Source organism: Prevotella sp. LCP21S3_D2 (genome assembly GCF_052118345.1).
In the GTDB taxonomy this organism is placed as follows: domain Bacteria; phylum Bacteroidota; class Bacteroidia; order Bacteroidales; family Bacteroidaceae; genus Prevotella.
On record NZ_JBQKHJ010000034.1, the window covers coordinates 1 to 22,347 of the forward strand.

25 protein-coding genes are annotated in these 22,347 nt (G+C 42.3%); all 25 read right to left on the reverse strand.

Features of this window, described 5'->3' with window-relative positions; translation table 11 throughout:
• Positions 1–234: 234 nt before the first annotated feature.
• Positions 235–396 (reverse strand): hypothetical protein, encoded by a 162-nt coding sequence (locus ACTQ16_RS14790; protein WP_441938115.1) that lies wholly within the window; start codon positions 394–396, stop codon positions 235–237.
• 27 nt (positions 397–423) lie between these two features.
• Positions 424–2,406: a polysaccharide biosynthesis protein gene (locus ACTQ16_RS14795; protein WP_441938116.1), complete on the reverse strand. Its 1,983-nt coding sequence runs from the start codon at positions 2,404–2,406 to the stop codon at positions 424–426.
• Positions 2,407–2,752: 346 nt separating this feature from the next.
• Complete coding sequence (locus ACTQ16_RS14800) at positions 2,753–3,070, reverse strand: hypothetical protein (protein WP_441938117.1); 318 nt, start codon at positions 3,068–3,070, stop codon at positions 2,753–2,755.
• 82 nt (positions 3,071–3,152) lie between these two features.
• Positions 3,153–3,869, reverse strand: a complete 717-nt coding sequence (locus ACTQ16_RS14805; RefSeq protein ID WP_441938118.1) for an IS66 family transposase — start codon at positions 3,867–3,869, stop codon at positions 3,153–3,155.
• A 57-nt stretch (positions 3,870–3,926) separates the two neighbouring features.
• Positions 3,927–4,238 carry a hypothetical protein gene (locus ACTQ16_RS14810; RefSeq protein ID WP_195838409.1) on the reverse strand — a complete coding sequence of 104 codons (312 nt, stop codon included), beginning with the start codon at positions 4,236–4,238 and terminating at the stop codon, positions 3,927–3,929.
• A gap of 324 nt (positions 4,239–4,562) precedes the next feature.
• Positions 4,563–4,802: a hypothetical protein gene (locus ACTQ16_RS14815; protein WP_441195502.1), complete on the reverse strand. Its 240-nt coding sequence runs from the start codon at positions 4,800–4,802 to the stop codon at positions 4,563–4,565.
• 120 nt (positions 4,803–4,922) lie between these two features.
• Positions 4,923–6,923: a hypothetical protein gene (locus ACTQ16_RS14820; RefSeq protein ID WP_441938119.1), complete on the reverse strand. Its 2,001-nt coding sequence runs from the start codon at positions 6,921–6,923 to the stop codon at positions 4,923–4,925.
• Between the two features lie 1,203 nt (positions 6,924–8,126).
• Positions 8,127–9,647: a MobV family relaxase gene (gene mobV, locus ACTQ16_RS14825; protein ID WP_441938121.1), complete on the reverse strand. Its 1,521-nt coding sequence runs from the start codon at positions 9,645–9,647 to the stop codon at positions 8,127–8,129.
• Positions 9,648–9,958: 311 nt separating this feature from the next.
• The gene (locus tag ACTQ16_RS14830) at positions 9,959–10,333 is read right to left on the reverse strand and encodes a hypothetical protein (protein ID WP_441938123.1); all 375 of its coding nucleotides are present in this window, start codon (positions 10,331–10,333) and stop codon (positions 9,959–9,961) included.
• 84 nt (positions 10,334–10,417) lie between these two features.
• A complete protein-coding gene (locus tag ACTQ16_RS14835) occupies positions 10,418–11,146 on the reverse strand; it encodes a hypothetical protein (RefSeq protein ID WP_441938124.1) in 729 nt (242 codons plus the stop codon).
• A 25-nt stretch (positions 11,147–11,171) separates the two neighbouring features.
• Complete coding sequence (locus ACTQ16_RS14840) at positions 11,172–11,654, reverse strand: hypothetical protein (protein ID WP_287595457.1); 483 nt, start codon at positions 11,652–11,654, stop codon at positions 11,172–11,174.
• Between the two features lie 10 nt (positions 11,655–11,664).
• Entirely contained in the window at positions 11,665–12,681 is a 1,017-nt protein-coding gene (locus ACTQ16_RS14845) for a hypothetical protein (protein WP_441938126.1), read from the reverse strand.
• Between the two features lie 376 nt (positions 12,682–13,057).
• On the reverse strand, positions 13,058–13,543 hold the full coding sequence (locus tag ACTQ16_RS14850) for an SLOG family protein (protein WP_441938128.1): 486 nt from the start codon (positions 13,541–13,543) through the stop codon (positions 13,058–13,060).
• Positions 13,540–14,121, reverse strand: a complete 582-nt coding sequence (locus ACTQ16_RS14855; RefSeq protein WP_264949438.1) for a phosphoribosyltransferase — start codon at positions 14,119–14,121, stop codon at positions 13,540–13,542. Before ACTQ16_RS14855 ends, ACTQ16_RS14850 begins: the two co-directional genes overlap by 4 nt.
• Before the next feature lie 18 nt (positions 14,122–14,139).
• Positions 14,140–14,373 carry a hypothetical protein gene (locus tag ACTQ16_RS14860; RefSeq protein WP_441938130.1) on the reverse strand — a complete coding sequence of 78 codons (234 nt, stop codon included), beginning with the start codon at positions 14,371–14,373 and terminating at the stop codon, positions 14,140–14,142.
• 1,540 nt (positions 14,374–15,913) lie between these two features.
• Positions 15,914–16,345 carry a hypothetical protein gene (locus ACTQ16_RS14865; RefSeq protein ID WP_441938131.1) on the reverse strand — a complete coding sequence of 144 codons (432 nt, stop codon included), beginning with the start codon at positions 16,343–16,345 and terminating at the stop codon, positions 15,914–15,916.
• Complete coding sequence (locus ACTQ16_RS14870; protein ID WP_287868378.1) at positions 16,342–16,755, reverse strand: hypothetical protein; 414 nt, start codon at positions 16,753–16,755, stop codon at positions 16,342–16,344. The genes ACTQ16_RS14865 and ACTQ16_RS14870 overlap by 4 nt, the downstream gene beginning before the upstream one ends.
• Complete coding sequence (locus tag ACTQ16_RS14875; RefSeq protein ID WP_264902781.1) at positions 16,752–17,144, reverse strand: HEPN domain-containing protein; 393 nt, start codon at positions 17,142–17,144, stop codon at positions 16,752–16,754. Before ACTQ16_RS14875 ends, ACTQ16_RS14870 begins: the two co-directional genes overlap by 4 nt.
• 543 nt (positions 17,145–17,687) lie before the next feature.
• Positions 17,688–17,864 carry a DpnD/PcfM family protein gene (locus tag ACTQ16_RS14880; protein ID WP_441938133.1) on the reverse strand — a complete coding sequence of 59 codons (177 nt, stop codon included), beginning with the start codon at positions 17,862–17,864 and terminating at the stop codon, positions 17,688–17,690.
• A gap of 66 nt (positions 17,865–17,930) precedes the next feature.
• A complete protein-coding gene (locus ACTQ16_RS14885; protein ID WP_441938135.1) occupies positions 17,931–18,143 on the reverse strand; it encodes a hypothetical protein in 213 nt (70 codons plus the stop codon).
• A 1,201-nt stretch (positions 18,144–19,344) separates the two neighbouring features.
• Positions 19,345–19,860: a hypothetical protein gene (locus ACTQ16_RS14890; protein ID WP_441938137.1), complete on the reverse strand. Its 516-nt coding sequence runs from the start codon at positions 19,858–19,860 to the stop codon at positions 19,345–19,347.
• 11 nt (positions 19,861–19,871) lie between these two features.
• Positions 19,872–20,198, reverse strand: a complete 327-nt coding sequence (locus ACTQ16_RS14895) for a hypothetical protein (RefSeq protein WP_441938139.1) — start codon at positions 20,196–20,198, stop codon at positions 19,872–19,874.
• Between the two features lie 44 nt (positions 20,199–20,242).
• Positions 20,243–20,926, reverse strand: a complete 684-nt coding sequence (locus tag ACTQ16_RS14900) for a JAB domain-containing protein (protein WP_153134134.1) — start codon at positions 20,924–20,926, stop codon at positions 20,243–20,245.
• 102 nt (positions 20,927–21,028) lie between these two features.
• Entirely contained in the window at positions 21,029–21,220 is a 192-nt protein-coding gene (locus ACTQ16_RS14905; protein WP_006848716.1) for a hypothetical protein, read from the reverse strand.
• A 382-nt stretch (positions 21,221–21,602) separates the two neighbouring features.
• The gene (locus ACTQ16_RS14910; protein ID WP_441938141.1) at positions 21,603–21,947 is read right to left on the reverse strand and encodes a single-stranded DNA-binding protein; all 345 of its coding nucleotides are present in this window, start codon (positions 21,945–21,947) and stop codon (positions 21,603–21,605) included.
• Between the last annotated feature and the right edge of the window lie 400 nt (positions 21,948–22,347).

Consider the following 22,347-nt stretch of genomic DNA (forward strand, 5'->3'; position numbering starts at 1 on the left):
CCAGAATGTCTGAAAGTCTTTGTCGCTGTACATTTTACTTACGTTTAAAATTACTGGCGACAAAGTTACATCTTCTTTCTCAAATCACCAAATCCGTTTTTGGACGCTTACAACAAGATAGTTACGATGGCTAAGTATTATGGTTACGACCGCTAAGTATTATGGTTACGATAGCTAAGTATCATACTTATGGAGCATAACCCTATCCGTGATAATCGGTGAGTATCGGTGGGATTATTTCTTCTTTCTGTTCTTCGCTACCTTCTGGGTAATGATTCTGCCTGGATGTTCTGTGTCCCATACCGCTGCACCTCCATGTTTGAAATAATCCCAGAGGATGATGAGGAGGGCGAGGACGGAGAGGACACCAAAAAGTATTAATAAAAGTAATAACATCTTGTTTTAATGTTAAATGTTGAATGTTTAATTATTGTCAAGCTCGGCGTACTTTGAGTGCTGGCTCTTGTACTCTGGTACGATCTCCTTCATCTTCTTCACGATTGCCATATCATCGTAGGTGAAGGAGAGCTGATAGAGGTCTTCCTCGTTCTTGCGTGCCAACTCGTATGGATACTCACGAACCTTGGCTACCATGATCTTTGGATGATGGGTTGGAATGGTGGCTTCTTTGTCGTTCAGAACTTCCTCGAAGAGTTTCTCTCCATCTCGGAGTCCAACGTACTTGATGTCGATGCCATCTATTCCAGAAAGGGCTATCATACGCTTTGCCAAATCGGCGATGCGGACTGGCTTACCCATATCGAAGACGAAAATCTCGCCTCCCTTACCCATGGTTCCTGCCTCCAATACCAATTTGCAGGCTTCTGGAATGAGCATGAAGAAACGGATGATGTCAGGATGGGTGACAGTGATAGGACCGCCCATCGCTATCTGCTTCTTGAAGATTGGGATAACGGAACCGTTACTGCCCAAGACATTGCCGAATCGTGTAGTGACAAACTGGGTAACGCCCTTTACTTCGCCATCCACAATCGCCTTGTTCAATGCCTGGCAATAGATCTCGCAGATTCGCTTGCTGCAGCCCATCACGTTGGTTGGATTCACAGCCTTATCGGTAGAGATCATCACAAACTTCCTGGTGCCGTACTTCACTGCCATATCGGCTATCACGCGCGTACCATATATATTATTCTGTACTGCCTCGGCTGGATTGTCCTCCATCATCGGTACATGCTTATAGGCTGCGGCATGGAAGACATAGTCAGGATAATTCTCGGAGAAGATGCGCTCCATACGGGTGGCATTGGTTATGCTGGTTACGATGGTTTCGCAAGGGATATCGGCATAGTTCTTGTTCATGAAGAGGCGGACATCGTGCATTGGGGTCTCAGCTTCATCAACGAGAATCAGGCGCTGTGGCTTATAGATGGCAATCTGCTTTACCATCTCGGAACCGATACTTCCGGCTGCTCCCGTAATCAGAATGGTGCGACCGCTGAGGAGCTTTCCTATCGCATTCATATCCACTTCGATTTTGTCTCGTGGAAGAAGGTCTTCGATATCCACCTCTCGCATCATCTGATGACGGAGGTTTGACTTGCCGTCCCAGCTCTGTGCCTTCGGCATCATCATAATCTTGATACCTTCTGCGGTAAGCTTGTCGATCATATCCTGCTTCTCCAGGAACTTCTCTGTGACCAGAGGGCTTACGAAGAGGGTCTTGACATTCATCTTGTGCATGACGCCTGTCAAAGTCTCATCATAGGAATAGACTTCGCAACCCAGCAGGAATCTGCCTACCATTGCGGTTTCTTCGGTAGTGAATCCTTTGACGACATACTGTGAAGGATGGTCGTTGCGCATGGACTTTGCCAAGGAGATACCACCCTCTCTTACTCCGAGTATGAAAACCGGAATCTTGGTTTCAGCTGAAAAACTGGAGTCGTACATATACTTCACGAGGATTCGCATCGTCCACATCTCAATCATGGAGATGAAGAGCATGACGACAATGGACTCTGTGGTAATCTCGCAAAGGATATTTTCTGGAATCATCAGGAGAAGTACGCAATTCAAGATGAAACCGACAACGAGGGCTCCGGAAATGCGAAGCAGGTCAACGAATGATGAGTAGCGCATGATACCGGAATAGGTATGGAACATACGCATACCTACCACGAAGAGTGGCAGGGAGCAGACGAACATGAGGAGGTAGTTCCAGAAATGGGAAGCTATCACCTCGCCTCCTTCTGCGATATAGGTTGCTATCATACCCGCTATGACGATAGCAATGCTATCGAGGGCGAGAATGCACCAATATGGCAGGGTTGCCTTTGAAAAATACCAATTCGTCAATTTATTCGCAAAGAGGGATACTTTGAGTTTATATAGTATCCCAGAGTATGGCGTCTGAGAAGAGCCATTCTGATTGTTTCTATCTCTCATAAGTTTATTTCTTGGAAAATATTAAATGTATAAACTTCATTCTCTACAGCATCCAGACTGGCACCGTACCGGTACTAGTTACTGCTACTTTTATATCTTTGAAATTATTCATCATGATATTGTTATTTTTTCGAAAACCTACCCGTCCTTCCTTACCGTTAAAGAAGGAGTTTTTCTACCTCTCCGTCTCTCCTGCAAGGAGAGCTCCACTTTTCTCACCAAGCCTCTCTTCCCTCAGGGACGAGAGGATGTAACCGCCCTCCGGTGCTCAGAACCGCTGCGCTATAAGGTTGGCGCACCATCAAAGGTCTTCGCCATGGTTGTGCGGGATGGGACCGCCTTATTATTAGAGCATTTGCTTAGAAGAACGGCGAATCAATCTATATCCATAATTATCTGCTACAGCGTTTTGTAAAAGGTGGATGCTTGGGACAGGAAGATCTATATATTCATGCAAAGCATCACGACTTTCAATGAACAATTTATAGATACCATCATGCTCTCCAACAATAGCTTTAAATTTAAACCATGCGCCTTTTATAGAAAACATATCTAAGTACAATTCTGGATCATATGTAAATTCTAAATTCTTCAGTTCGATTTCTGTCGTAGCAACTTCTTTAACTAAAGTCCATTTTTCCTTAGTGTCAACAGTGGTAAGCATCCAACCCCTATGACAATACAACTCCTTCTCCAGTGTTTACTGGGGATACAGGGTATTTTAAGAAATTGGACTTTTCTGATTTTTAAACAGGTTTAACTAAAAGTGCCTCTGTCATCAAGGCATAATCCCTTCTTCCAGCTACAATCATGTCAAAGAATCCCCTGAAGAAATCCAGTGGAGCCATTGCCATTAGCTTGCAGGTTTCAACGAAAGTAAGGAAGGTTGCTGTGACTCTGGCACCCTGCTCACTGCTAAATCCACCGAAGTTCTTTCGGAGATTTGTGAATGGGCGGACTGCGCGTTCACAACAGTTGTTGTCTATCAAGACGCTGCCTATCTTAGTATATGCCATCAGCTCTTCCCAATGCTTGGTCATATATGTCAAGGCTTGTTGTAACTTAGCAGAGAGCTTAATCTCGTTTTTCTCAAACTGTTGCAACAGTGCCGTCGCTTGCTGATAGAGGTCGTGTAAAACTGGTAGGGATTCCTCACCTCGATGCTTGACTATCTCTTTTTCTGTGCGACCCAACACTTGATTTTCAACTTCGACCTTATATAATATACCGATCAAGTCTATGAATGCCTGTGCCAAGGTATCCTTGTAGTCACGACTCGCCGAGACAAACAGTCTTCTAACGTGCGACCAGCAACATACATGAGTACAGTCCTTCAACTTATTGAAGTAAAGGTATGCAGCATAGGCATCGGTCATCAACGTGCCCTTGAAGTCACCAAGAAACTCCTTGATAACCTCTTTCTTACGACTGCCATACAGATAATAGCAGACCTTGGTGGTCAAGTTGACAAAATAGTAGACTTAGACATACGCATCTTCTCATTAACCATGCGATACATCTCACGTCCACTCATTGTTCTTGCCATGCATCTTACGCCTACGGGCTTGCAGTTCTCCAGTAAGCTTGTCAACCTGCTCCTGCAAACCGGCAATCTTACGATCTGCCTCTGCCTGTAGTTCCTTTTGCTTATTACCCAAGGCAATATTGGCATCCAGAAGTGTCTGGACAGTCTGAACCAATTCCTTTATCTGATCTAGATATTGCTTACGTTCCATATCCGATAATCCATCACTTGCCGAAGATTTCCCCACCTCCAGCAAGTAATTGGAATGCATTATCATGCGCTCTATGTCTATATGTATATCTGCCATAATATGAAACGTTTGCAGATGCAAAGATAATCATATTATGAGACTCAACAAAACGCATAAAACTTATTTAACAATCTAATATTCAGTATTTTACGCTATTTTAGAGACTTAACGTTAGTCGTAATACCACCCTATGTCAGACATGTTTGCAGTATCGCAAAACATCGAAAACAGGGCTTAACAAGCCAACCTTAAAGCTTTCTACAACACTCTGAAACACGTAAGCGGTGCCATCCTCTGGATCTTCGCCCAAAGAGCGTATCACTCCACAAAGCTTGTCATAACCTCCACGCATATCCTGATAGTTGGGAATATACTTATATTTTACGGCACCATATTACCCTGCTTGGATGGTGTTGGAACTGCACTGGTTGAATCTGGCGCACCTGCAACAACACACTCCACAACATTTGGAGCCTGGAACTTCTTCTTATACCACTTTTCAAATACATGATAAGGAACTCCATTGGATTCGAAAAATTGATTTACCGAAATGCCTGCTGGTACTGCCTCCGCTTTATAGCGTTGCCACAGGCTCTCAAGATCTTTACTACTTATTGCCATACTTATAACATTTAATGTTTAACATGGCGCAAAGGTAGCACTTATTGTTCAAACCGCCAAAATAGGGGTTGGATGCTTACAATTTTTCTAAGAATTACCTGTTTCAGTTTCAGCATAATATTAATTTTTAATTCCTTCTTTATATCTTACCATCTTATCTATCGCCTGAATCTGCTTGAGATAGGATGGGAACTTGAAGTATATCCACGAATCTTGTTCCTGCAACTCTACCATTCCTTTGTGAAGATGGCTGACTATTGAAGAACTGTGATCCATCTGAGTGATTTTCCCTACAATTTTATGGAACAACTCAGAAAGCGTGTTGTCCGGATGAAATGAATCTGTAATATAATTATATAGCTCATCTTCTGCAAAATGGGAAGAGAATACCAATGAGGTGGAAAGGAACCGTAATATAGCATACGCCATTTCTTCCTTTGCCAGATGGTTCTCTATGATTTCCTTCGCATCATTCAAAACTGCGGCTATCTTTGTCATATCCGATTTGCCGTCAGTCTTTGCAAATGCATCTTCCTGCTTGGAATCAACAGTGATGACAGAAGGCTGGTCGATGACAGGCACCTTATGAAGCAAGACGTAGCGCTGGAGATACTTACGCCAAATCAGGAGACGCGCTCCCTGCCATACTTCTACGGCTGCTGCGGTGAGGGAAGTAAAGAGAGATGAATGAAGAGTGAAGAACTCATGAGCTCTTCTCCCCAACTCCTCCATATCATCAGGGTATTCAATACCTGTCTCTAGCGAAAAGCCCCCGATTCCATCAATCTTTTCAAACCGATAGTCGCTTTGTGTAAGCAGGTAGAGCAATCGGGAATATTTCTTTGCTTCCAGGTCTGAAAGGAACAGAGCTCTTTCATCTTTACTTTGAGAAGCATAATTGTCATAGAACCCCCCCCATGAACAGATAGCCTTTACCTTGCCTTCTACAGTCTTCAAAAGTGCGAAATGAGCATCATACTCATAGTCCTCATCGAAGACTGGTGCATATTTGTCTGCCTCATATTCCTTGCCCCTGAAGAATTCCCGAAGATTGCATGGAAAGATGAATTCCGTAATTCCATTATGCTGTAATACATGGTAACCTTGTCCATCAGGAATATCAATGCCTGAAGCAGGCGTGAGAAACGGACGGAGAACGACATCTGGAATCAGTTCCTTCAATCCCTGTTCGAGGGTTGCATTATCACAAGGGAGGTAGTTGGCCAGGATGCGGAAGTTCTTCCACATCGATTCATCTAAATTTTCAAGCACCTTCTGTTGCTGGACATCCTTCCTGTTTGCCATCATCTTACTGTAGGCGATATCAGAAGTTTGACGGTTGTGATATATAGTCAATTTCTTCTGATAATTCATGAAGAGCTTGCGTAATAGATCCCCTGCATTTTTCGAAGGTTCCTTCATCTGCAGATAACCGATCATCTGGTCAATAGCCCGCCATGCACCCACGGATTCAGAAGGAGCCTCATGCTCTATCTGCAAGGCGTATTGGCGGATATTGGAGATACTGAGACAGTAGTTGTTTCCAAAGCGAACCAAAAGATGACGGTCTTTCTTACCTTTATGCTTGATTTGCTTGATAACGCCAACCCGACCAGCCAGAGGCCCGGAGAGGATGCGGATGGTGTCATTCTCCTTGACCAAGTCGCTGTAACGCTTTTCGACGATACTCAATCCTTTGATGTCATCACCTATTCTGTCATTGAAATAGACAAAAGTCTCCATATCCTCATCAGGGATTTTTGACTGTCTTACTATTTCGTCCAATGACATCTGCTTGCTGTCAGCAGATAGGATATGCGCCTTGGTAAAGAAGGTGCGTTCTACCAGTTCGGAAGTATGCGGTTCCATTTCAAAACCCTTGTACATAAAGTAGCCATATGGGGAGAGAACCTTCTTCAAACGCCTTTCATTTTGCACTCTGATGAAGAACATTCCCTGTAAGACCGGCACGAAGCGTACCTTCACTTCTCCATTTTCGTTCTTGTAGGTTTTTCTTCCTAAAGGAAAATAGAAGTCGGTGATGATATGATTGTATTTTTCACGCAGAAAATCTATGGATTGCTGCTCTGAAAAAACATCAGTCTTGACTATTAACCACATACAGGATTTTGAATTTGAATTGTAAACACAAGGAAAGAGTTAAAAAGTGTAACCAAACATCCAACCAGATTTGGTCGCAAGACATATTTCGGCTTCCCCTGAAAAGATGCCTCTTCCCGAGTTATTGGGGTTGTGAAATGTATCACAGCATTGAAAAACCAATAGACTAACTTCCACTAATCTTCAATACTTTTATGTCTTTCAACCTTACACATACATGATGCGAACAGGCTAGTGTTTAGCAAATTGTACTTCATAAACATTCTGCTTAGGGCGAAAGCCATATTATAAGTTCTTAACTCTTCACACTCTCCTGCATCTCTCTATGAGAAACACAGAAATACGTTGCAAAAATACTAAAAAAAATGTAAACACACAAATTATAAATGTTAAAATATTGATTTTCACTAAGATTTTCTGTTTTTAAGTTGAGAGGCGTATGAAATGCATTTCTCTACCATTCCGATTATCAGACAGTTACAAATTTCTTGCATCACTTACATCGAGATTCAGAAAAATGGTTCATAATGGTTCATTTCTAAAGCTCTATATTCCAACCACTTTAAAATTTGATAGGAAAGCCGAAAATCCACCATTGGCACCATTCACATCAGTGCTCCACAAAGAGCAATCAGCAGCAACTGTATGTATAAGACAACATGCCTTGGCAGAAACAGAAGATAGCATTTGCATATAAGGTAAGCATGACACACTACATATACACCCCACACGATAAAAAGCCTGGTGGGATTATGATGCGACAAAATTATAAAAACGAGGATGTATGCTCAAAACTACAGATGAAAACAATAGATATAACCCAACGAGGGTGCGTCACAGACTTATGACACACCCTCTTTGCATGGATAAAGCAGGTATGCTAAACATTGATTTACACTTTACAGACTACTAAACATCAAACATGCCTTAGATATTAAAAAGGATAGAAAAGCAAGAATTGTAAAATTATCAGAACTACGAAACCGTTTACCTCATTGCATGTAAATCACTGATAATATGAATATAAAGCAAAGAAGACAGGCTAGACGATAAAAGACTTTCATCATCTAGCCTACTTCCTGTCTTACTTCTGGTGGGTAAAGCTTAGATAGTTCATCGGCATGAAAGATGCAAACTACAAGCAAAAGCCGATCAACTATCTAACTATCAAGTAAAGAGAAAGAGCAGACGGTATATCCACTCCTATCGTTTTCTTTGAACCTTCTGAGAAGGTCTCATCATGTGAAGGGCCATGAAGAAGCAACGCTGGCGGAATGCCAGGTCATCTTCATCATCACGCTTTCCCCATCCTGTGCCTGGTCCGCCACCGCCACCACCGGATTGTGAAATCTTAGTGGCAGCATCCAGATAGCCCAGATATAGAGCAGCGGCAATGGAAGTCACCTGAACGGCATTATCCATGATGGTCTCTGCTATGGAACCATCAAAGAGAATGTCTCCTGTCTGCCTTGCCACTTGCCTCTGTTCAAAAGGAAGCGAAGAAAGAAACTCATGATATTTGGCTACCCGGTGCTTGGCATCGGTAGCCATCATCATATACCCCATTTGCTGCATTTCCTTGACGGTGGCCTTGCTGAGCAGAGGTACTTCCTTCTGAAGCTTCTTCTGTACCTCTTCAAACTTTCTCTCAGCCGAGAGGGTCTTGCTTTGCAACTGGGCAAGCTGTAACTCTGCAGTATGAAGTTTTTGAGTCTTGTCAGCAATTTTCTCATCCACATCTTCCAGTTCCTTCTGAATCCTATCAAGCCTGATCTTTGCCTCTTCGGCACTAATCTTTCCGGAATCACGGTCTCGCTTGAGTTGCTCAACCTCCTCCAACAACCGATTCTTCTTAGATTCCAAATTGGCAATCATGGTCTGAAGGGCCTTGAACCTGGCAGTGGCATGTTTGATGTCTTTCTCCAAGCCACTCAAAGTAGCGCGCTGCTCCCTGATGACAGTCTGCTGCCCCTCGATGGTTTGAGATAGCTGCTCATTCTCACTCATTAATTTTTCCCGAAGCTCTGCGTGGTATTCCTCCGTGGAACGATGCCGGGCTCCTGTTTCAGAAATTCTATCACCACGCTCCAGACCATACTTCTGATTAATCTTAGCGATGTCATTGTGAAGACTGCTGTAAATTCTGAGACCATCCGTCTTCAACTCACCGAAATAAGACTTCCAGGAAAACTTATTGTTCTCAGTAATGGGAAGCATTGTACAATGCACATGAGGATTGGTTTCATCCAGATGCACGATAAAGGATGCTATATTCTGTTCACCAAACCTTTCACATACAAATTTATACATGTCCTTAGCCCATTCTTCTATCTCCGGATGCCGGACAATATTAGAGTTATCAGCCCCTTTTTTGAGGTTCACCACCTGGTCACCAAAGGCCAGACGATGCATCTGATCCCTGGAACCCCCTAAAATGATATTGGCCACCGTACGGAAAAACGGCGGATCCCTACCCCTGTTCGGGTCCCAAATCTTTCGTTCCTCAAGCAGCATCCTGATTCTTTTGGGGACAGATGTTTTCTTGTCCACCTCACAAATCACCCCACCTTTCTTAATCTCAAAATTCAGGTGCTCGCGAGTAGAATCATAGTTGCCGCTCCAACGCTTCAACCTTTCGCCACCATTAGCATTGCGCAGAAACTCATTGCTCTGAGAGGTTGTCATGCCTTTTCCGGCTCTAATGTCGAGTACTTGTTTTGCCATAACTTCCATTGTTTGTCAGCAGGGACTGAAGGGTTCTTAGGAACTTTCCCTAAGCCTAATCGCTTACCTCGGCTTGCCGCACGAAGTCGCCAAGAAATTGGCAGGTAAGCCTCCGTGTTTCAAAGCGTTAGCCCTGAAACCGGGGATTAGGCTCCCCCCTGATGTAAAAAAGTGCGGTTTCCGGCGCAAGCGCCCCTGGAAAACGAGCCTTCGATAGAAGCAGTTTTCCTGATATGGCAGGACACCTGACCGAAGCCGAAAATGATTTTATCCATCGTGCCCATCTTCCAGGAAAGAGGGCTGAAGAGAGGCTATCCACCAGGAGTTGGAGAAAGCCCGGAGCTGAAGATGCTGGGCTTCAAATGCACCACCTTACTGGTTACCATGTTGCACACCTCCAGAATCTCATACTTTTGAAGCTGGTCAACAAAGGCCAGCACCGCCGGGCGACTCCATCCCCATGCCTTCACCAGTTGCGCGATGTTGACATCCATGTCCTTGGAAGCGAGCTTGGCCTTTTGGAAACGGATAAGCAAAGCCTGCAAAGCCTTCAAGCGAGAGAATCTGTTGGGATTGCGATACGAATAGTCGTTACAGAGATAAGCAATTAGCTCTGACGACATGTTGATGACGAATCTCTCCTCCTTCGGAAGCGATTCGCTACTGCTACTATTTTCTTTTACCATTTGAATATTTCTTTTAGATATAACCATTAACTATATAATCTACCTGAGAGACAGTTGAAGATTGTGATGCTCTTTCAAAAGCTCCTAGGCAGCATTCCTTCCCCGTGGCCAGGAACCCAAGCTGCGCCACCTGCTTTTCATCCCGGGAACAGGCGGAAGCTGCTTGAACGGATAAACCATACCGGCCATGAGTAGGATAAAGATCAGCTCACCCATCAGGAAGGCACGTCCACAATCAACCACTGCCACCACAATAGCAAGAGAGGCAAGGAGAATTTGCAAGCATCTGCTCCCATGAATCCCAACCAACACCCTGTCGGCAAGCCTATAGGAAAACAGCAGCAACGTCATCATCAAAGCCACCATGTAAACCCAGAGAGAGGTCTGAAACGGATAAAGGATGTTCTCCATGAACGACTTGGGACCCAGTTCAACCTCACCAACAATGCCAGGCAATCCTATATCATAAGGTGTAAGGCTCAAAGCCTTCCCTTTGGCCGCACATTCCACCTGAAACGAACAGGCTTCCTTGGCTGCATGAAAGTCCACCACCTGAAACACCAGCATACAAATGACAAGAATCAATGTAAAGAATTTTCTTCCATTGTCACTTCTATACATCTTGTGATATACATAGGAGATCCATGCCTTTACGGCAAGCGCCTTCCTTTTCATCCAAGGCATTCGGGCAGACAGGAAACTATAGAAGTTGCGCCACTTATCAGAGCTGGCAGCCTTAGGCTTGATGCAATAGTGGAATACAAAGGGAACCGATGTAAGCAGCATAGCCAGGAGCCATTTCAAAACAATCATCACCATCTTTTACAGATATGCTAAATTAGAAAAAGAACGAGAGAATCTCATCCATCTTTTGATACTCCAGAACTTCTGCCGGCACCCTGGTAACATCCCTGAGCACATGCTGGATGCCCAAAAGCATGGTTTCATCACTGTCGTAAAAGTGAACCGTCAACGAATCAATGACCCCATATTGCTCACTCCCCATGTGAATGATAAACATACTGCCATCCACCGGTGTGGAATAAGCTGCCGCCTTTAACAGCTTGCCATAGTTCTGCTTGCTGGCATAGAGGATGTGAAGCCCAAGTTTCTTCTCCAACCACTCTACCAAATCCTCCATCATTACCTGTTTGGAAGCAGGTATGACAACTTCCACGTAATCCTCATGAGGAATCGTAGGTAGAGGAACCTCCTTAAAGAATTCCGGGAGCTTGCTGCGCAACTCCAGGAAGAGCGTATTAATGGAATCCTTCCATTCCTCGCTCTCTAAAAGATTGTAGTCGCTTAATGTCTTAATCATTTGATTGCAATTATAATATTGATGATAGATATGATTTAAGGAAATACTCCGACAACACCTCTGTCAAGTTATTTTCCTTGTCTCGAACATGTTTCCTGGCATCCAACCTTTCAAGCAAGCCAGGCAAGTCATCTGAGAGGGCAAGAAGCTGCTCTCTCTGCTCCTCAGTCAACACGGCAGCAGAATAGTCGTCAATGGCCATGAAAGGCTGGATGAGCATCCATCGATAGTTGGCCTGCTGGGTGTTACCAAGGCGTCTTCTGGACAAAATATCCTCCTTACATGCCAAGGCATTCTGAATGATGCGCCGGTTGAATCGCATGCTTAGATATAACATGGTTCTGTCGTTGACATCATCCACTTGTGCCCCTACAGATGAGTAGAGTCCATCAAACACCCGGGTGGTACCCATGGTAAGCTTCTGCAGGGTCTCGGTATCCACCTGAGCAAGATACTTCATCAAACTCCTGAAGCATTTATCCTCCAAGGCTATGAAGTTCATCAGCTCGTCACCCTGCTTGAACGACGTGGCAGAGGAAAGCAGTTTGCCATAGGCAGCAAGCGTCGTCTTCAATGATGGATAGAGCGGATAAGTATCAAGTTTCTCATAATACTTCACCGCATCCTTGAAGATGGCATTCTTCTCCAACACCTTCCGCTGCATGGCAGTGTTCAGCTTGAAATACATCACCTCATGAAGCGAGCGAGGCTTGACAAACGCCAAACGGGTGATTTCCGCCCGTATGGAATCCGACACCATGAAATATGCCACAGCCATCGGACTCTTGAGGTTGAGAGAAGAGTCCCTGCCAAAACTACTGTAGGCAGAATCCCGTACCTCCAGCCAAGTGGAGGTAAGAGAAGAAAGGTCCTCAATGGACGCATCCTGCTTCTGCTTCAAAAGCTCCAGCTGCTGCTTGCATCCCTGTAATGCCTCCTCAGGCGAAGAGAAGGAAGGATGTCGCTTACAGGAAACCAATATGGCCATCATGGTCATACCGAATACAATTAACTTTTTTATCTTCATTTTATTCTAATACGATTATTGATATGTTACCTGAATCTGGGTGCAAAAGTAAAAAAGAAAACTTAAAAAGTAGTCGTTTTCGCTATATAACTATATATTTAACATTTATACAAAACCCTATTATGCAAGTTTTGAAGCTCCAAAAAGTAGATATAAAATCCCCAAAACGCCGTATATAAAGACTTTATGACATGTTCTAGATATGATGGAAGCGCATTTTAAAATGTTAAAATGCAAACATCTTATATGTTAAATTTACAGGGTTAATTTGGCACACAATTGGAGTATCATCTTAGCATAACAACTGCCGAAACTCCCTCATATACCCCCAAAAACAAAAAAAGTTCCTCGCCTTTTGGCGAGAAACCCTCAAATTTCATCGATAAAGATTGATGATGTCCAATCCTTTCAGCCTGGCTTTTCTGCAGGTGTAGAAAGTTCCTCCCTTTGGCTTGCCATCATAATAGGCGATGATGCCACTTGCATGGGCTAACATATAGTCATTGCGCTTGAGCAGACAACCATTGTAATACCCCTCACTGAGCACTATTTCTTCATCCACCTCATTCAAGATACGCTGATACCGCTCACGCTGATGGGGAGCCCACCTTCCACTCTGACCTCTGTAAGGAATAACCGCAACCAACTTTACCCCCTTCAGTTCCTCCTTCAGCTTGATAACCTCCTCGGCTGCCAACATGTCAAAACCTAACGCCATGCCCGAAACAAACTTTCTGAAACCTAACGAGAAAAGCAACCTTATCTTTCCTCTCACCTGCTGTCTCACTTCCTGCTCCTTGTCCTTTGGAACAGAGCGATGTCCGGTGAAGACAACGCTCTGCATTTTGAAAATCTGATTCATACCTTCTTATATATATAATGTGTTCTAGCTAAAAACAAACCTCCCACCACATGAGCGCCATGTTTCTCCACCTCCTCGGCAAAGATGGCATAAGAGCCACCGGTGGTGATGATGTCATCAAAGATGAGCACTTGCTTACCCTTGAAAAAAGGCTTGTCAAAATCCATGATGCTCACCTTGGAAATCTCCTTCTCTCTTCCTCTTCTGCGCTCATGAACTGCCAAGCGGTCTTCCATCAAGATAAGATGGGAATAACCATTCTTGATACCACTCAATCGGCTCACCTCCTTGCAGAACTCCTTGTAGCGGCTCTTGTTCACCTCCTGACGGCTAGCTGGCACACATAGGAAAACCATGTCCTTCACCTGCTCGCCATACTCACGCTTCAAATAGCCATCCACCATCTGCGCCACCAACTTGTAAGCATCATCCCTTGCATCCTTGAACGCATAGATAAGCTTTCTGTCTTCCTTGGCATCCTCACCCACATTACGGATTCTTGCAGGAAAGTACTTCAAGAAATATCCTTGCTTCTTACTCAACTGGGCTATCATGCCCTCATCTATCAATCTAGCCATCAAAAATCGTTTTAAAAGTTACTCACTCAAATGGTTCAGAGTCCAAACCTCCACTTCCCACTCATACCCCACATTATTGCACTGACTTTGGTTCATTCGTCTGATGTCCTCGGCTTGCTCCTCAGTAATAGGCTCACTCTCCAACTTCATCAGCTTCTTGATACTAGCCTCCCTATTTGTCCCGATGTAAACCAAGTCCTTGCTATCACGGGAGTTCCAATTGTCTGTACGATAAAAAAGAAATACTTCCATCTTGTCTCATTTAAAAGTTCAACACTCAAAAAAATATTCTGGATTTCCTGATTCACTGCCTTTTCAAGCTTTTGTTTTCAGAAGAATCCGAGTTTTTTTTAAAAACATTCCGACATAACCGTCATCACTTTAGCCTTTTTACGTGCATAAAAGAATGGAAGTCCAAGGGGCAGTAAGCCAAACAATCGGTCAAGAATCTTTTCTAGAATACCCAATCTCTGATTGCGGAAGTCTGCTGGAAAAGAATCTTAGCCGATAACAAAGTGGTGTTTGGTATCTGCCAGGACTTCACATACCTTTGCAAAGTAAAAAGACTATGGTGATGGCTACCGGCTAGAAAAGATAAGAAGTGAGGCTTATTCCCCATAAAAAACAAAATAGAACCCTAGATATATCCCATCAGCAATCACATCAAACACGGTGTTTTCCCACCATGACCAAGGGGAACCGTGGGAAAACGAACCTCTCTCCCTTTAGCCTTCTGACAATATGGTCAGGTGGCAAGGTAGCATGGCAGGCCATACTACCTTGGGGATTAAAACTGTCATGTACATGAAGAGAACGCCTGAGCGTGAGTCTTGAAGAGAATGGTCATGCGTGAACTACCCAGTGAAGATGGGAAATAGTCCACCTTCGCGGGTAAGTCACCCTTGACCAGACTCGAAAAGACCTCTTCTTGTGCATGACATCAGCAAGAGAAGGTTCTAAAGACAATATATACCTTCACCCAAATACAACCATCCTATCTCTTGCAGATATAGACATAATGCAAACCTTCAGCCATAAACATGATATATTCTGTTAGCCCACAGCTTAATAGATAAAATACTCAACGCCAACACCTTTAGAGAATAACAGTTGATGTCATTGAACTACCCACAAGCAAAAACTTGATCGTGAGTAGTTCAATTCCCACAATTAACATTTACAACAAGCTAATCAACCATAAAAGTCAAACATTCTTTTAATGTTTTGCAAATCCCCACCCTGAAGAGTATTCTCAGCATACTGCAAGGCCTCATTCCAAATATTTTGATATGTAAGAATGATACCAAAATTTCTCTTGGATTTGAGAACTAACTAGTATCTGTTATTTAACATCATAATGAACCACTAGCGGAAGGGGGCAGAGAAAGAGGCTTGGTTTCTGCATCATTAATCTGTTTGCTGATAAGAGATCAAAGGCTGTCTTTTGCCTGTAACTACGCAGACAGGCATAAAATTCTATAATAGCTTTCACTGTTCCATTATCCATGTGGCACTCATGCTTTAATATGTAAATCAGGAATCCACCAATAAGTACTATCAACATCTTCTCCAATTTTTCTTGTGGTTGGAGTCCACATTTCATTAGTTTTATTGCCTAATGGGGAGACTATTGAGATCAAGGAAGGTTGTGTGTTAAGGTTTGAAGAAAATATAAAAGGGAGTGCTAAACAACACTCCCTTTTATAAAATAGGAGCAATGCTAAGCACCGCTCCTTAACTATTGATTTGTAAATCTGCCCAGTCCTTGTACCTAAGTACGCTATCTATCAGATTACTTATTATCCTTCAAATCTATAACCATTGAATCTTTGATAATGGTATTTATGAACACTGGAGGGATTATGATGTTATCCAAGCCTTCTTCACTTGCACTCTTTAGTACAACGCCTCTCAATGTACCATAACTAATAGAACCACATTGAACCAAAAAACCTCTAGGTATTACTAGTTTGTTATCTGATTTCATTCCTTCTACAGAATCTGGTGCTATTAAAAATATTGTTTCAAGAATAATTTCAGCAAATACATTTCCTTTTTTCTTTAACACCAAGCCATGTTTGCATAAAAGCATACATTCTTTTACAGCCATAGTAAAAGAAAGAGAATTGTGAATTTGCATTTCTCCTTCTTTAGTATATTTTTTAGGATCTATGCAAGAACTTGTTACTTGCATAGATTTTATTCTATAATTTATTGTGTTCATGCTGCCATCATTAAATAATCAAATTCATCTTGACTAGCCTCAATGCAATTATTATGGCTAACAAAACTCTCGTCTAAATCAAACTTGGCTACTTCTACGGGAGCTTCGTTTGCAAAGATATTTGGTGTCCAACTCATTAATTCTTCTGCTTTTGGAGATAATTTAAATAATCTCTCATTGTCACAAAATAGAGGTGAGTAATCTTCATATTTATTATCCATAATCTCCTCAAACTCTAGTACATCCTTATCAAAGTCTGAATCTTCTATGTCAGAACTAGAGTAAAAAGATACAAGATAGCATTCTTTAGCCTCATTATACTCGTACTTAATTTTAAGCCAAGTATATTTAGCCAACATGATGTTAAACCACTCTGTCAGCTGCTTCTTAATTTCTTCTTTCTTGTTCATAACCCGAAATATTGATTTAATTTACAAATTATTCCCTTAGCTTTGTCTATACACTCTAGACTTTCTTTTTGATTAAAATCTCTTTGTGTATAATCAGCTTCTTTACGTTCACTTTTTAACCATCTTACATCTTCTCTAAATAAACGACCGTTTCTGTAATCGTCGATTCTGTTTACTATCTCTGTTAGGATATGATTATGTGAATCTTGACCACGAACGTCTTGACTAGAGTATGGAATGGCTCTTTTATCTGTATTTGCCAATACATATTTCATATATTGCAACGTAGCATAGTAAGAACAATGTATAGATGAATTGTACCCAAATGTCTCACGAGTATTTATGAGGTTTTGGGCAGCTTCTAGAGATTTGTTTGCTTTCTGTTTCATACGATACCTTAATTCTTATCGAATGCAAAGATAATGAGAATTTATCAAATACGCAAATTTTTAGCCTGTTAAAAGGTAAAAACCTACGTAAAAATAACGTAAAAGGCTATTTTTTGCAAAATCTATATAGCAATTTGCACTTTAAACTAGTCTTAAACGTGTTTAATACAAGTTAGCAACTAGTAAACGACTAATCAATGATTATTCTATCTTTTTGCGGTATTCCAATATGCCAATCAAAGATTTTCAACTATTAAAGTAAAGGGTAAGCCATTGACCTACCCTCTACCTTATTTATTCATACACCATAAGCCTTGGCTTCTAAAAGTTCTTCATTCATTTTACGAAGTCAGCGACTTAGAGTTCTAAGTATATAACAATATAACGCAATAACAATATATATAAATAGATATAACCAAACAGAAAAGACATCAAACCCTCCGTTCTTTCCACACTGCACCTGTGCCGTAGGAGGGAGCAGCCCGAAAAAAATCATCCACCTTGCAGATGGATGATTTTTCTGTTAACTTTTTCATAGACGTATTAATCATCAATAACATCAATAACATCAAATATAACGCTTTCCAACTCGCCTGTGCTTTTCAAAGCGCCACTATCGTATATTTCTCTTACGCGCCTTTCAGCGTATTCCTGTGAATCGGCAGAAAATTCCACCTTGTAGGTAATTTTCTCTTCGATTTCTACTACATACCTTTTCATATTTTCTCCTTAGTTAATTCTATCCGATAGCCATACAACTATCGGATAGAAACATTAAACATGATACTACTTAGTTCCAATAATCATTTGTTTTACCTCCTCATAACTTTCCTTCGTTATGAATTTGCGCCCCTCAACGCTATGCTTTGTTGTGTGTATAAGGGTAATCACACAAACCTCACTGCCGTCCAGATAATCTTTGGATGGCTCTACGCAAGCTATCTCGTCGGTATTAATCAATACTTTTGTTCCTGCTGTCACTTCAATGAATTTGCTCATATCTAAATCCTTTCATTAAATCAATATACATTCACATGGGTAGTTGCAAGTGGCTTTTCTGTAAATCCAAGCTCTTTACAATACACGTTTACATTCACTCTAGAGCCGGTTCCAAAGTGCCGTCTCAGATTCCCGCTCCCCAAATCACGATTAATCTTTCGGTTAATCGCCTGCTTCAAACCTCTCTCAGAAGAGAAAGTAATACTGCTGTGAAAGTCAAGGATAGTCCATGATTCACCATCGCAGTCATAATAAAGATTTGCATTCATACTTTAAATATCATTTAAAGGGTTCAACACTCAAAAAAATATTCTGGATTTCCTGATTCACAGCCTTTTCAAGCTTTTGTTTTCAGAAGAATCCGAGCTTTTTTTTTATAAACATTCCGGCATAACCGTCATCACTTTAGCCTTTTTACGTGCATAAAAGAATGGAAGTCCAAGGGGGCAGTAAGCCAAACAATCGGTCAAGAATCTTTTCTAGAATACCCAATCTCTGATTGCGGAAGTCTGCTGGAAAAGAATCTTAGCCGATAACAAAGTGGTGTTTGGTATCTGCCAGGACTTCACATACCTTTGCAAAGTAAAAAGACGATGGTGATGGCTACCGGCTAGAAAAGATAAAAAGTGAGGAGTATTCCCCATAAAAAACAAAATAGAACCCTAGATATATCCCATCAGCAATCACATCAAACACGGTGTTTTCCCACCATGACCAAAGGGAACCGTGGGAAAACGAACCTCTCTCCCTTTAGCCTTCTGACTATATGGTCAGGTGGCAAGGTAGCATGGCAGGCCATACTACCTTGGGGATTAAAACTGTCATGTACATGAAGAGAACGCCTGGCGTGAGTCTTGAAGAGAATGGTCATGCGTGAACTACCCAGTGAAGATGGGAAATAGTCCACCTTCGCGGGTAAGTCACCCTTGGCCAGACTCGAAAAGACCTCTTCTTGTGCATGACATCAGCAAGAGATACTTTAAAAGGCAATACACTCCATTTCAACAACCAGATATTTGCTGACATAGATACAAACCACCTCACCTGTCCTAAACATATATGAATCTGCAATGATATACATTGCAGAGGAAACAGAAAGCTTGCCCAAAGGGTCAAATCCCCACAAAGACAAGACAACATCAAAAGCGAAAAGAAACCCTACCAAAACATAGGATTTCTTTTCTAAATATACTCTTAAACATCAAATCTTCATCTTCCTTGCCTCTTCCACAAGAGACACCCATTCTTCCTCTACTCCTCCACAAGCCCATGAAAACTCATCACCATTCGCCCAATTCTGAGCAAGGATATACAGAAAGAACGACTCCTCTATGGTCAAACCATCGGCTTTCTCAGAGGCAAGAACCTCTCCCATCACCACTTCATCCTCACGATACAACACCTTCAATTTCTCGAAAGACATCTTTTGAACAGCCGCTTTCTCCGTCACATACGCACTAGCCGCCTTCTCTATTAGATAAGCCATGACCTTGAGCTTACCGCCGGCAGAAAGTTCCTGGCAAGGAACCACCTCATGAGCATAACACTTGGAAAAATGAAACTTGGCTGTAGATATATCAAACTCTACCTCCAAATGGTAAGAAACACCCTTCTCATCTTTCTTGCAGGAGGTGACTACGCCATAACAATCCCCTCCAAGAAAAGACTCTCTTTCCACACGAAAACCATCAAACTCCAAAACTTCTTTCTGATTCATAATCCTTATTTTTAAACTCTTTGAAACTTTCCCCATGCCTCCAAGGTATCAACCTTGCAAGCATGCTGATAAACACGCTCTATTTTCCGAAAAGCAACTTGAAAAGCCTTTGGCATACTGGATAAAGCCATACGCTTTCCCAAACAGACTTTCTGCCCCACTTCCATGAATTCCCAACAACAACGTATCATGCCTTCATCTGTAGGCTTGCACCCTAGATAAACGCCCTTGATACCCGTAACCCTCTGATACTTATTAGGGTAAGGACAATAGATAGACCATGCATCCGGCGCATCCTTGGCGCTTACCCTTTCATCGTGATATAAACGTACTTTCATACAAATATTTTTTTATGGAGAGGTGGTGAGCCTCTCCGTTACCTTTACAAATCCAATCTACCCTTATCATGGTAAGAGAAATAACACCCATCAGCAATTATCACATGGTCCATGAAAAAGATGCGCATGATGCTGCAAGCTTCCTTGACGCTCTTGGTAAGCATATCATCAGCCTTGCTGGGATGAGGGCTATTGGATGGGTGATTGTGAGCAATTGCCAAGATAGTGGCATTGTTCAAAACTGCCTCCCTCATGATTCTGCGCACATCTACCGCCGTCTCCGTGATACCCCCATGACTCATAGGCACATGCTTGATAAGCCTAAAGTTCTGGTTCATCAAAAGCAGATGGCATTCCTCCACCTCCAAATCCTTCACATGCGGATAAAGGAAATTATAGATAGCCAAGCTACTGCCCAAATCGGGACGCTCTGCCATATTCTCCAAGCTGTAACGCTTACCAAGCTCTATGGCTGCCTGAAGAGCTATCGCCTTGGAATCCCCGATACCTTGAACCACCTGCAAGTCCTCTACCCTAGCCTTGGCAATATTTCGCAAGCTCTCCTCCATCACATTGAATATCTGACGTGCCTGTTCCACATTCTTCTGTGTACCTGTACCGATAACCAAAGAAATCAGCTCCACTGTGGTCAAGTTTCCAAGCCCATTGTTATAAGCCTTATACTGAGGAAATTCCTCCATGCAAAACCCCGAAAAATTCTGTCTCATATCTCAAATTGCTTTAAATTAAACTTAAAATATTCTGGATTTCCTGAAACAACCAGCCTTTTTCAAATCCCTGGAGTTTTGAGGATAAATCCGAGTTTTTTTTTAGCATTCCGGCATAACCTTCACACCAAGCCTTTTTTCGTGCCCAAAAAGATGGCAGTCAAAAATGGCAGAAAGCCAAACAATCGGTAGAGAATCTTTTCCGGAAAACCGCAATCTATGATTTCGGAAGGCTGCCGGAAAAGATTCTTCGCCGATAACAACGTGGTGTTTGGTATCTGCCAAGACTGCCATACCTTTGCACGATAAAAAGCCTGGTGGGATTATGCTGCAACAAAATGATAAAAACGAGGTTCTATTCACAAAACTACAGTAGAAAACAATAGATATAAGTATCATCTTCCCATGGATATCTACCAAAACCACGACACAGTAAAACCAAACCATAGATATCAACAAAACAGACAGACAAAGATAAGCATAAAAGAGCCGGCATAAAAGAAAAAGAGCCAAAAGAGACACATGCTTTCCATATCAACCATGTATTCCTCCTTGGCTCCCAAAAGAACGATTCCATCGAAAAGTAGATATAATACCATCCCCCAAGTACCATCAATCCAAGACTACCTAAAAGATAGCCTTGGAAAGATAAACATGGCAGATACAGGAAAGGAGGCTAAGCTGCCTCCTCCTTCTTTTGCTTTTCTACCTCTGAGAGGCTGGTGGCGATAAGCTTGATCACATGATGGTCCTTGCCATCCTTCTGATAGGTCTCACTCTTGAAGAAACCCTCCACCTTTACTCGCTTGCCCTTCTTGAGGAGATCGAGGAGTGCCTGGTCATCATTCTTGATCCAGGTCTCGAAGCCCTGGATGGAAGAAGAGGTAATCTCCACGCCACCCTTCTTCTCGGTGGTCTTGATGGATACGCCAAAACGAGCGATGCTGCTCTTCTCAAAGTTTCTAACTTCTGCATCGTTGCAGATAAAACCTACTACTGTGAAATTGTTACTTGCGTTCATAATCTTAATTTTTAAAACGTTATTACTTAAATTTTACGTGCGAAATAACACCAACAAGGAGAAGGCGAGAAAAGACAAGAGATGGCCCATATTATTTTCAAAGATATCCTGGTTGTTTTTGAAATAGGAGCCGCTGCACCCAAAAACAATGAAAAAAATGTGGAGACAAGCCCCTGAGTGTGCCCTTGACTGTCGCCGCTTGTGGTAAATTTGCAAAGTAAAATCAAGGGGATAACGCTTAAGAAAATGAATGAACGCTCACCCCAAGAAACAAGAAAAGTAGTAGAAAAACAAAAAAGGACGCATTCCAACAACCAAACTTAGAGAACAGCAGCCCTGCCAACCCCCAAAGTATCCATCAACATCACCGAGAAAAGAGAGAATACCCCTAACCTCTTTT

Excerpts from the sequence above, each read along its gene's own strand:
- ACTQ16_RS14790 (WP_441938115.1), bottom strand. The coding sequence starts at position 396 with ATGTTATTACTTTTATTAATACTTTTTGGTGTCCTCTCCGTCCTCGCC.
- ACTQ16_RS14795 (WP_441938116.1), bottom strand. The coding sequence starts at position 2,406 with ATGAGAGATAGAAACAATCAGAATGGCTCTTCTCAGACGCCATACTCT.
- ACTQ16_RS14800 (WP_441938117.1), bottom strand. The coding sequence starts at position 3,070 with ATGCTTACCACTGTTGACACTAAGGAAAAATGGACTTTAGTTAAAGAA.
- ACTQ16_RS14810 (WP_195838409.1), bottom strand. The coding sequence starts at position 4,238 with ATGGCAGATATACATATAGACATAGAGCGCATGATAATGCATTCCAAT.
- ACTQ16_RS14815 (WP_441195502.1), bottom strand. The coding sequence starts at position 4,802 with ATGGCAATAAGTAGTAAAGATCTTGAGAGCCTGTGGCAACGCTATAAA.
- ACTQ16_RS14820 (WP_441938119.1), bottom strand. The coding sequence starts at position 6,923 with ATGTGGTTAATAGTCAAGACTGATGTTTTTTCAGAGCAGCAATCCATA.
- mobV (WP_441938121.1), bottom strand. The coding sequence starts at position 9,647 with ATGGCAAAACAAGTACTCGACATTAGAGCCGGAAAAGGCATGACAACC.
- ACTQ16_RS14830 (WP_441938123.1), bottom strand. The coding sequence starts at position 10,333 with ATGGTAAAAGAAAATAGTAGCAGTAGCGAATCGCTTCCGAAGGAGGAG.
- ACTQ16_RS14835 (WP_441938124.1), bottom strand. The coding sequence starts at position 11,146 with ATGATTGTTTTGAAATGGCTCCTGGCTATGCTGCTTACATCGGTTCCC.
- ACTQ16_RS14840 (WP_287595457.1), bottom strand. The coding sequence starts at position 11,654 with ATGATTAAGACATTAAGCGACTACAATCTTTTAGAGAGCGAGGAATGG.
- ACTQ16_RS14845 (WP_441938126.1), bottom strand. The coding sequence starts at position 12,681 with ATGAAGATAAAAAAGTTAATTGTATTCGGTATGACCATGATGGCCATA.
- ACTQ16_RS14850 (WP_441938128.1), bottom strand. The coding sequence starts at position 13,543 with ATGAATCAGATTTTCAAAATGCAGAGCGTTGTCTTCACCGGACATCGC.
- ACTQ16_RS14855 (WP_264949438.1), bottom strand. The coding sequence starts at position 14,121 with ATGGCTAGATTGATAGATGAGGGCATGATAGCCCAGTTGAGTAAGAAG.
- ACTQ16_RS14860 (WP_441938130.1), bottom strand. The coding sequence starts at position 14,373 with ATGGAAGTATTTCTTTTTTATCGTACAGACAATTGGAACTCCCGTGAT.
- ACTQ16_RS14865 (WP_441938131.1), bottom strand. The coding sequence starts at position 16,345 with ATGAACACAATAAATTATAGAATAAAATCTATGCAAGTAACAAGTTCT.
- ACTQ16_RS14870 (WP_287868378.1), bottom strand. The coding sequence starts at position 16,755 with ATGAACAAGAAAGAAGAAATTAAGAAGCAGCTGACAGAGTGGTTTAAC.
- ACTQ16_RS14875 (WP_264902781.1), bottom strand. The coding sequence starts at position 17,144 with ATGAAACAGAAAGCAAACAAATCTCTAGAAGCTGCCCAAAACCTCATA.
- ACTQ16_RS14880 (WP_441938133.1), bottom strand. The coding sequence starts at position 17,864 with ATGAAAAGGTATGTAGTAGAAATCGAAGAGAAAATTACCTACAAGGTG.
- ACTQ16_RS14885 (WP_441938135.1), bottom strand. The coding sequence starts at position 18,143 with ATGAGCAAATTCATTGAAGTGACAGCAGGAACAAAAGTATTGATTAAT.
- ACTQ16_RS14890 (WP_441938137.1), bottom strand. The coding sequence starts at position 19,860 with ATGAATCAGAAAGAAGTTTTGGAGTTTGATGGTTTTCGTGTGGAAAGA.
- ACTQ16_RS14895 (WP_441938139.1), bottom strand. The coding sequence starts at position 20,198 with ATGAAAGTACGTTTATATCACGATGAAAGGGTAAGCGCCAAGGATGCG.
- ACTQ16_RS14900 (WP_153134134.1), bottom strand. The coding sequence starts at position 20,926 with ATGAGACAGAATTTTTCGGGGTTTTGCATGGAGGAATTTCCTCAGTAT.
- ACTQ16_RS14905 (WP_006848716.1), bottom strand. The coding sequence starts at position 21,220 with ATGGCAGTCTTGGCAGATACCAAACACCACGTTGTTATCGGCGAAGAA.
- ACTQ16_RS14910 (WP_441938141.1), bottom strand. The coding sequence starts at position 21,947 with ATGAACGCAAGTAACAATTTCACAGTAGTAGGTTTTATCTGCAACGAT.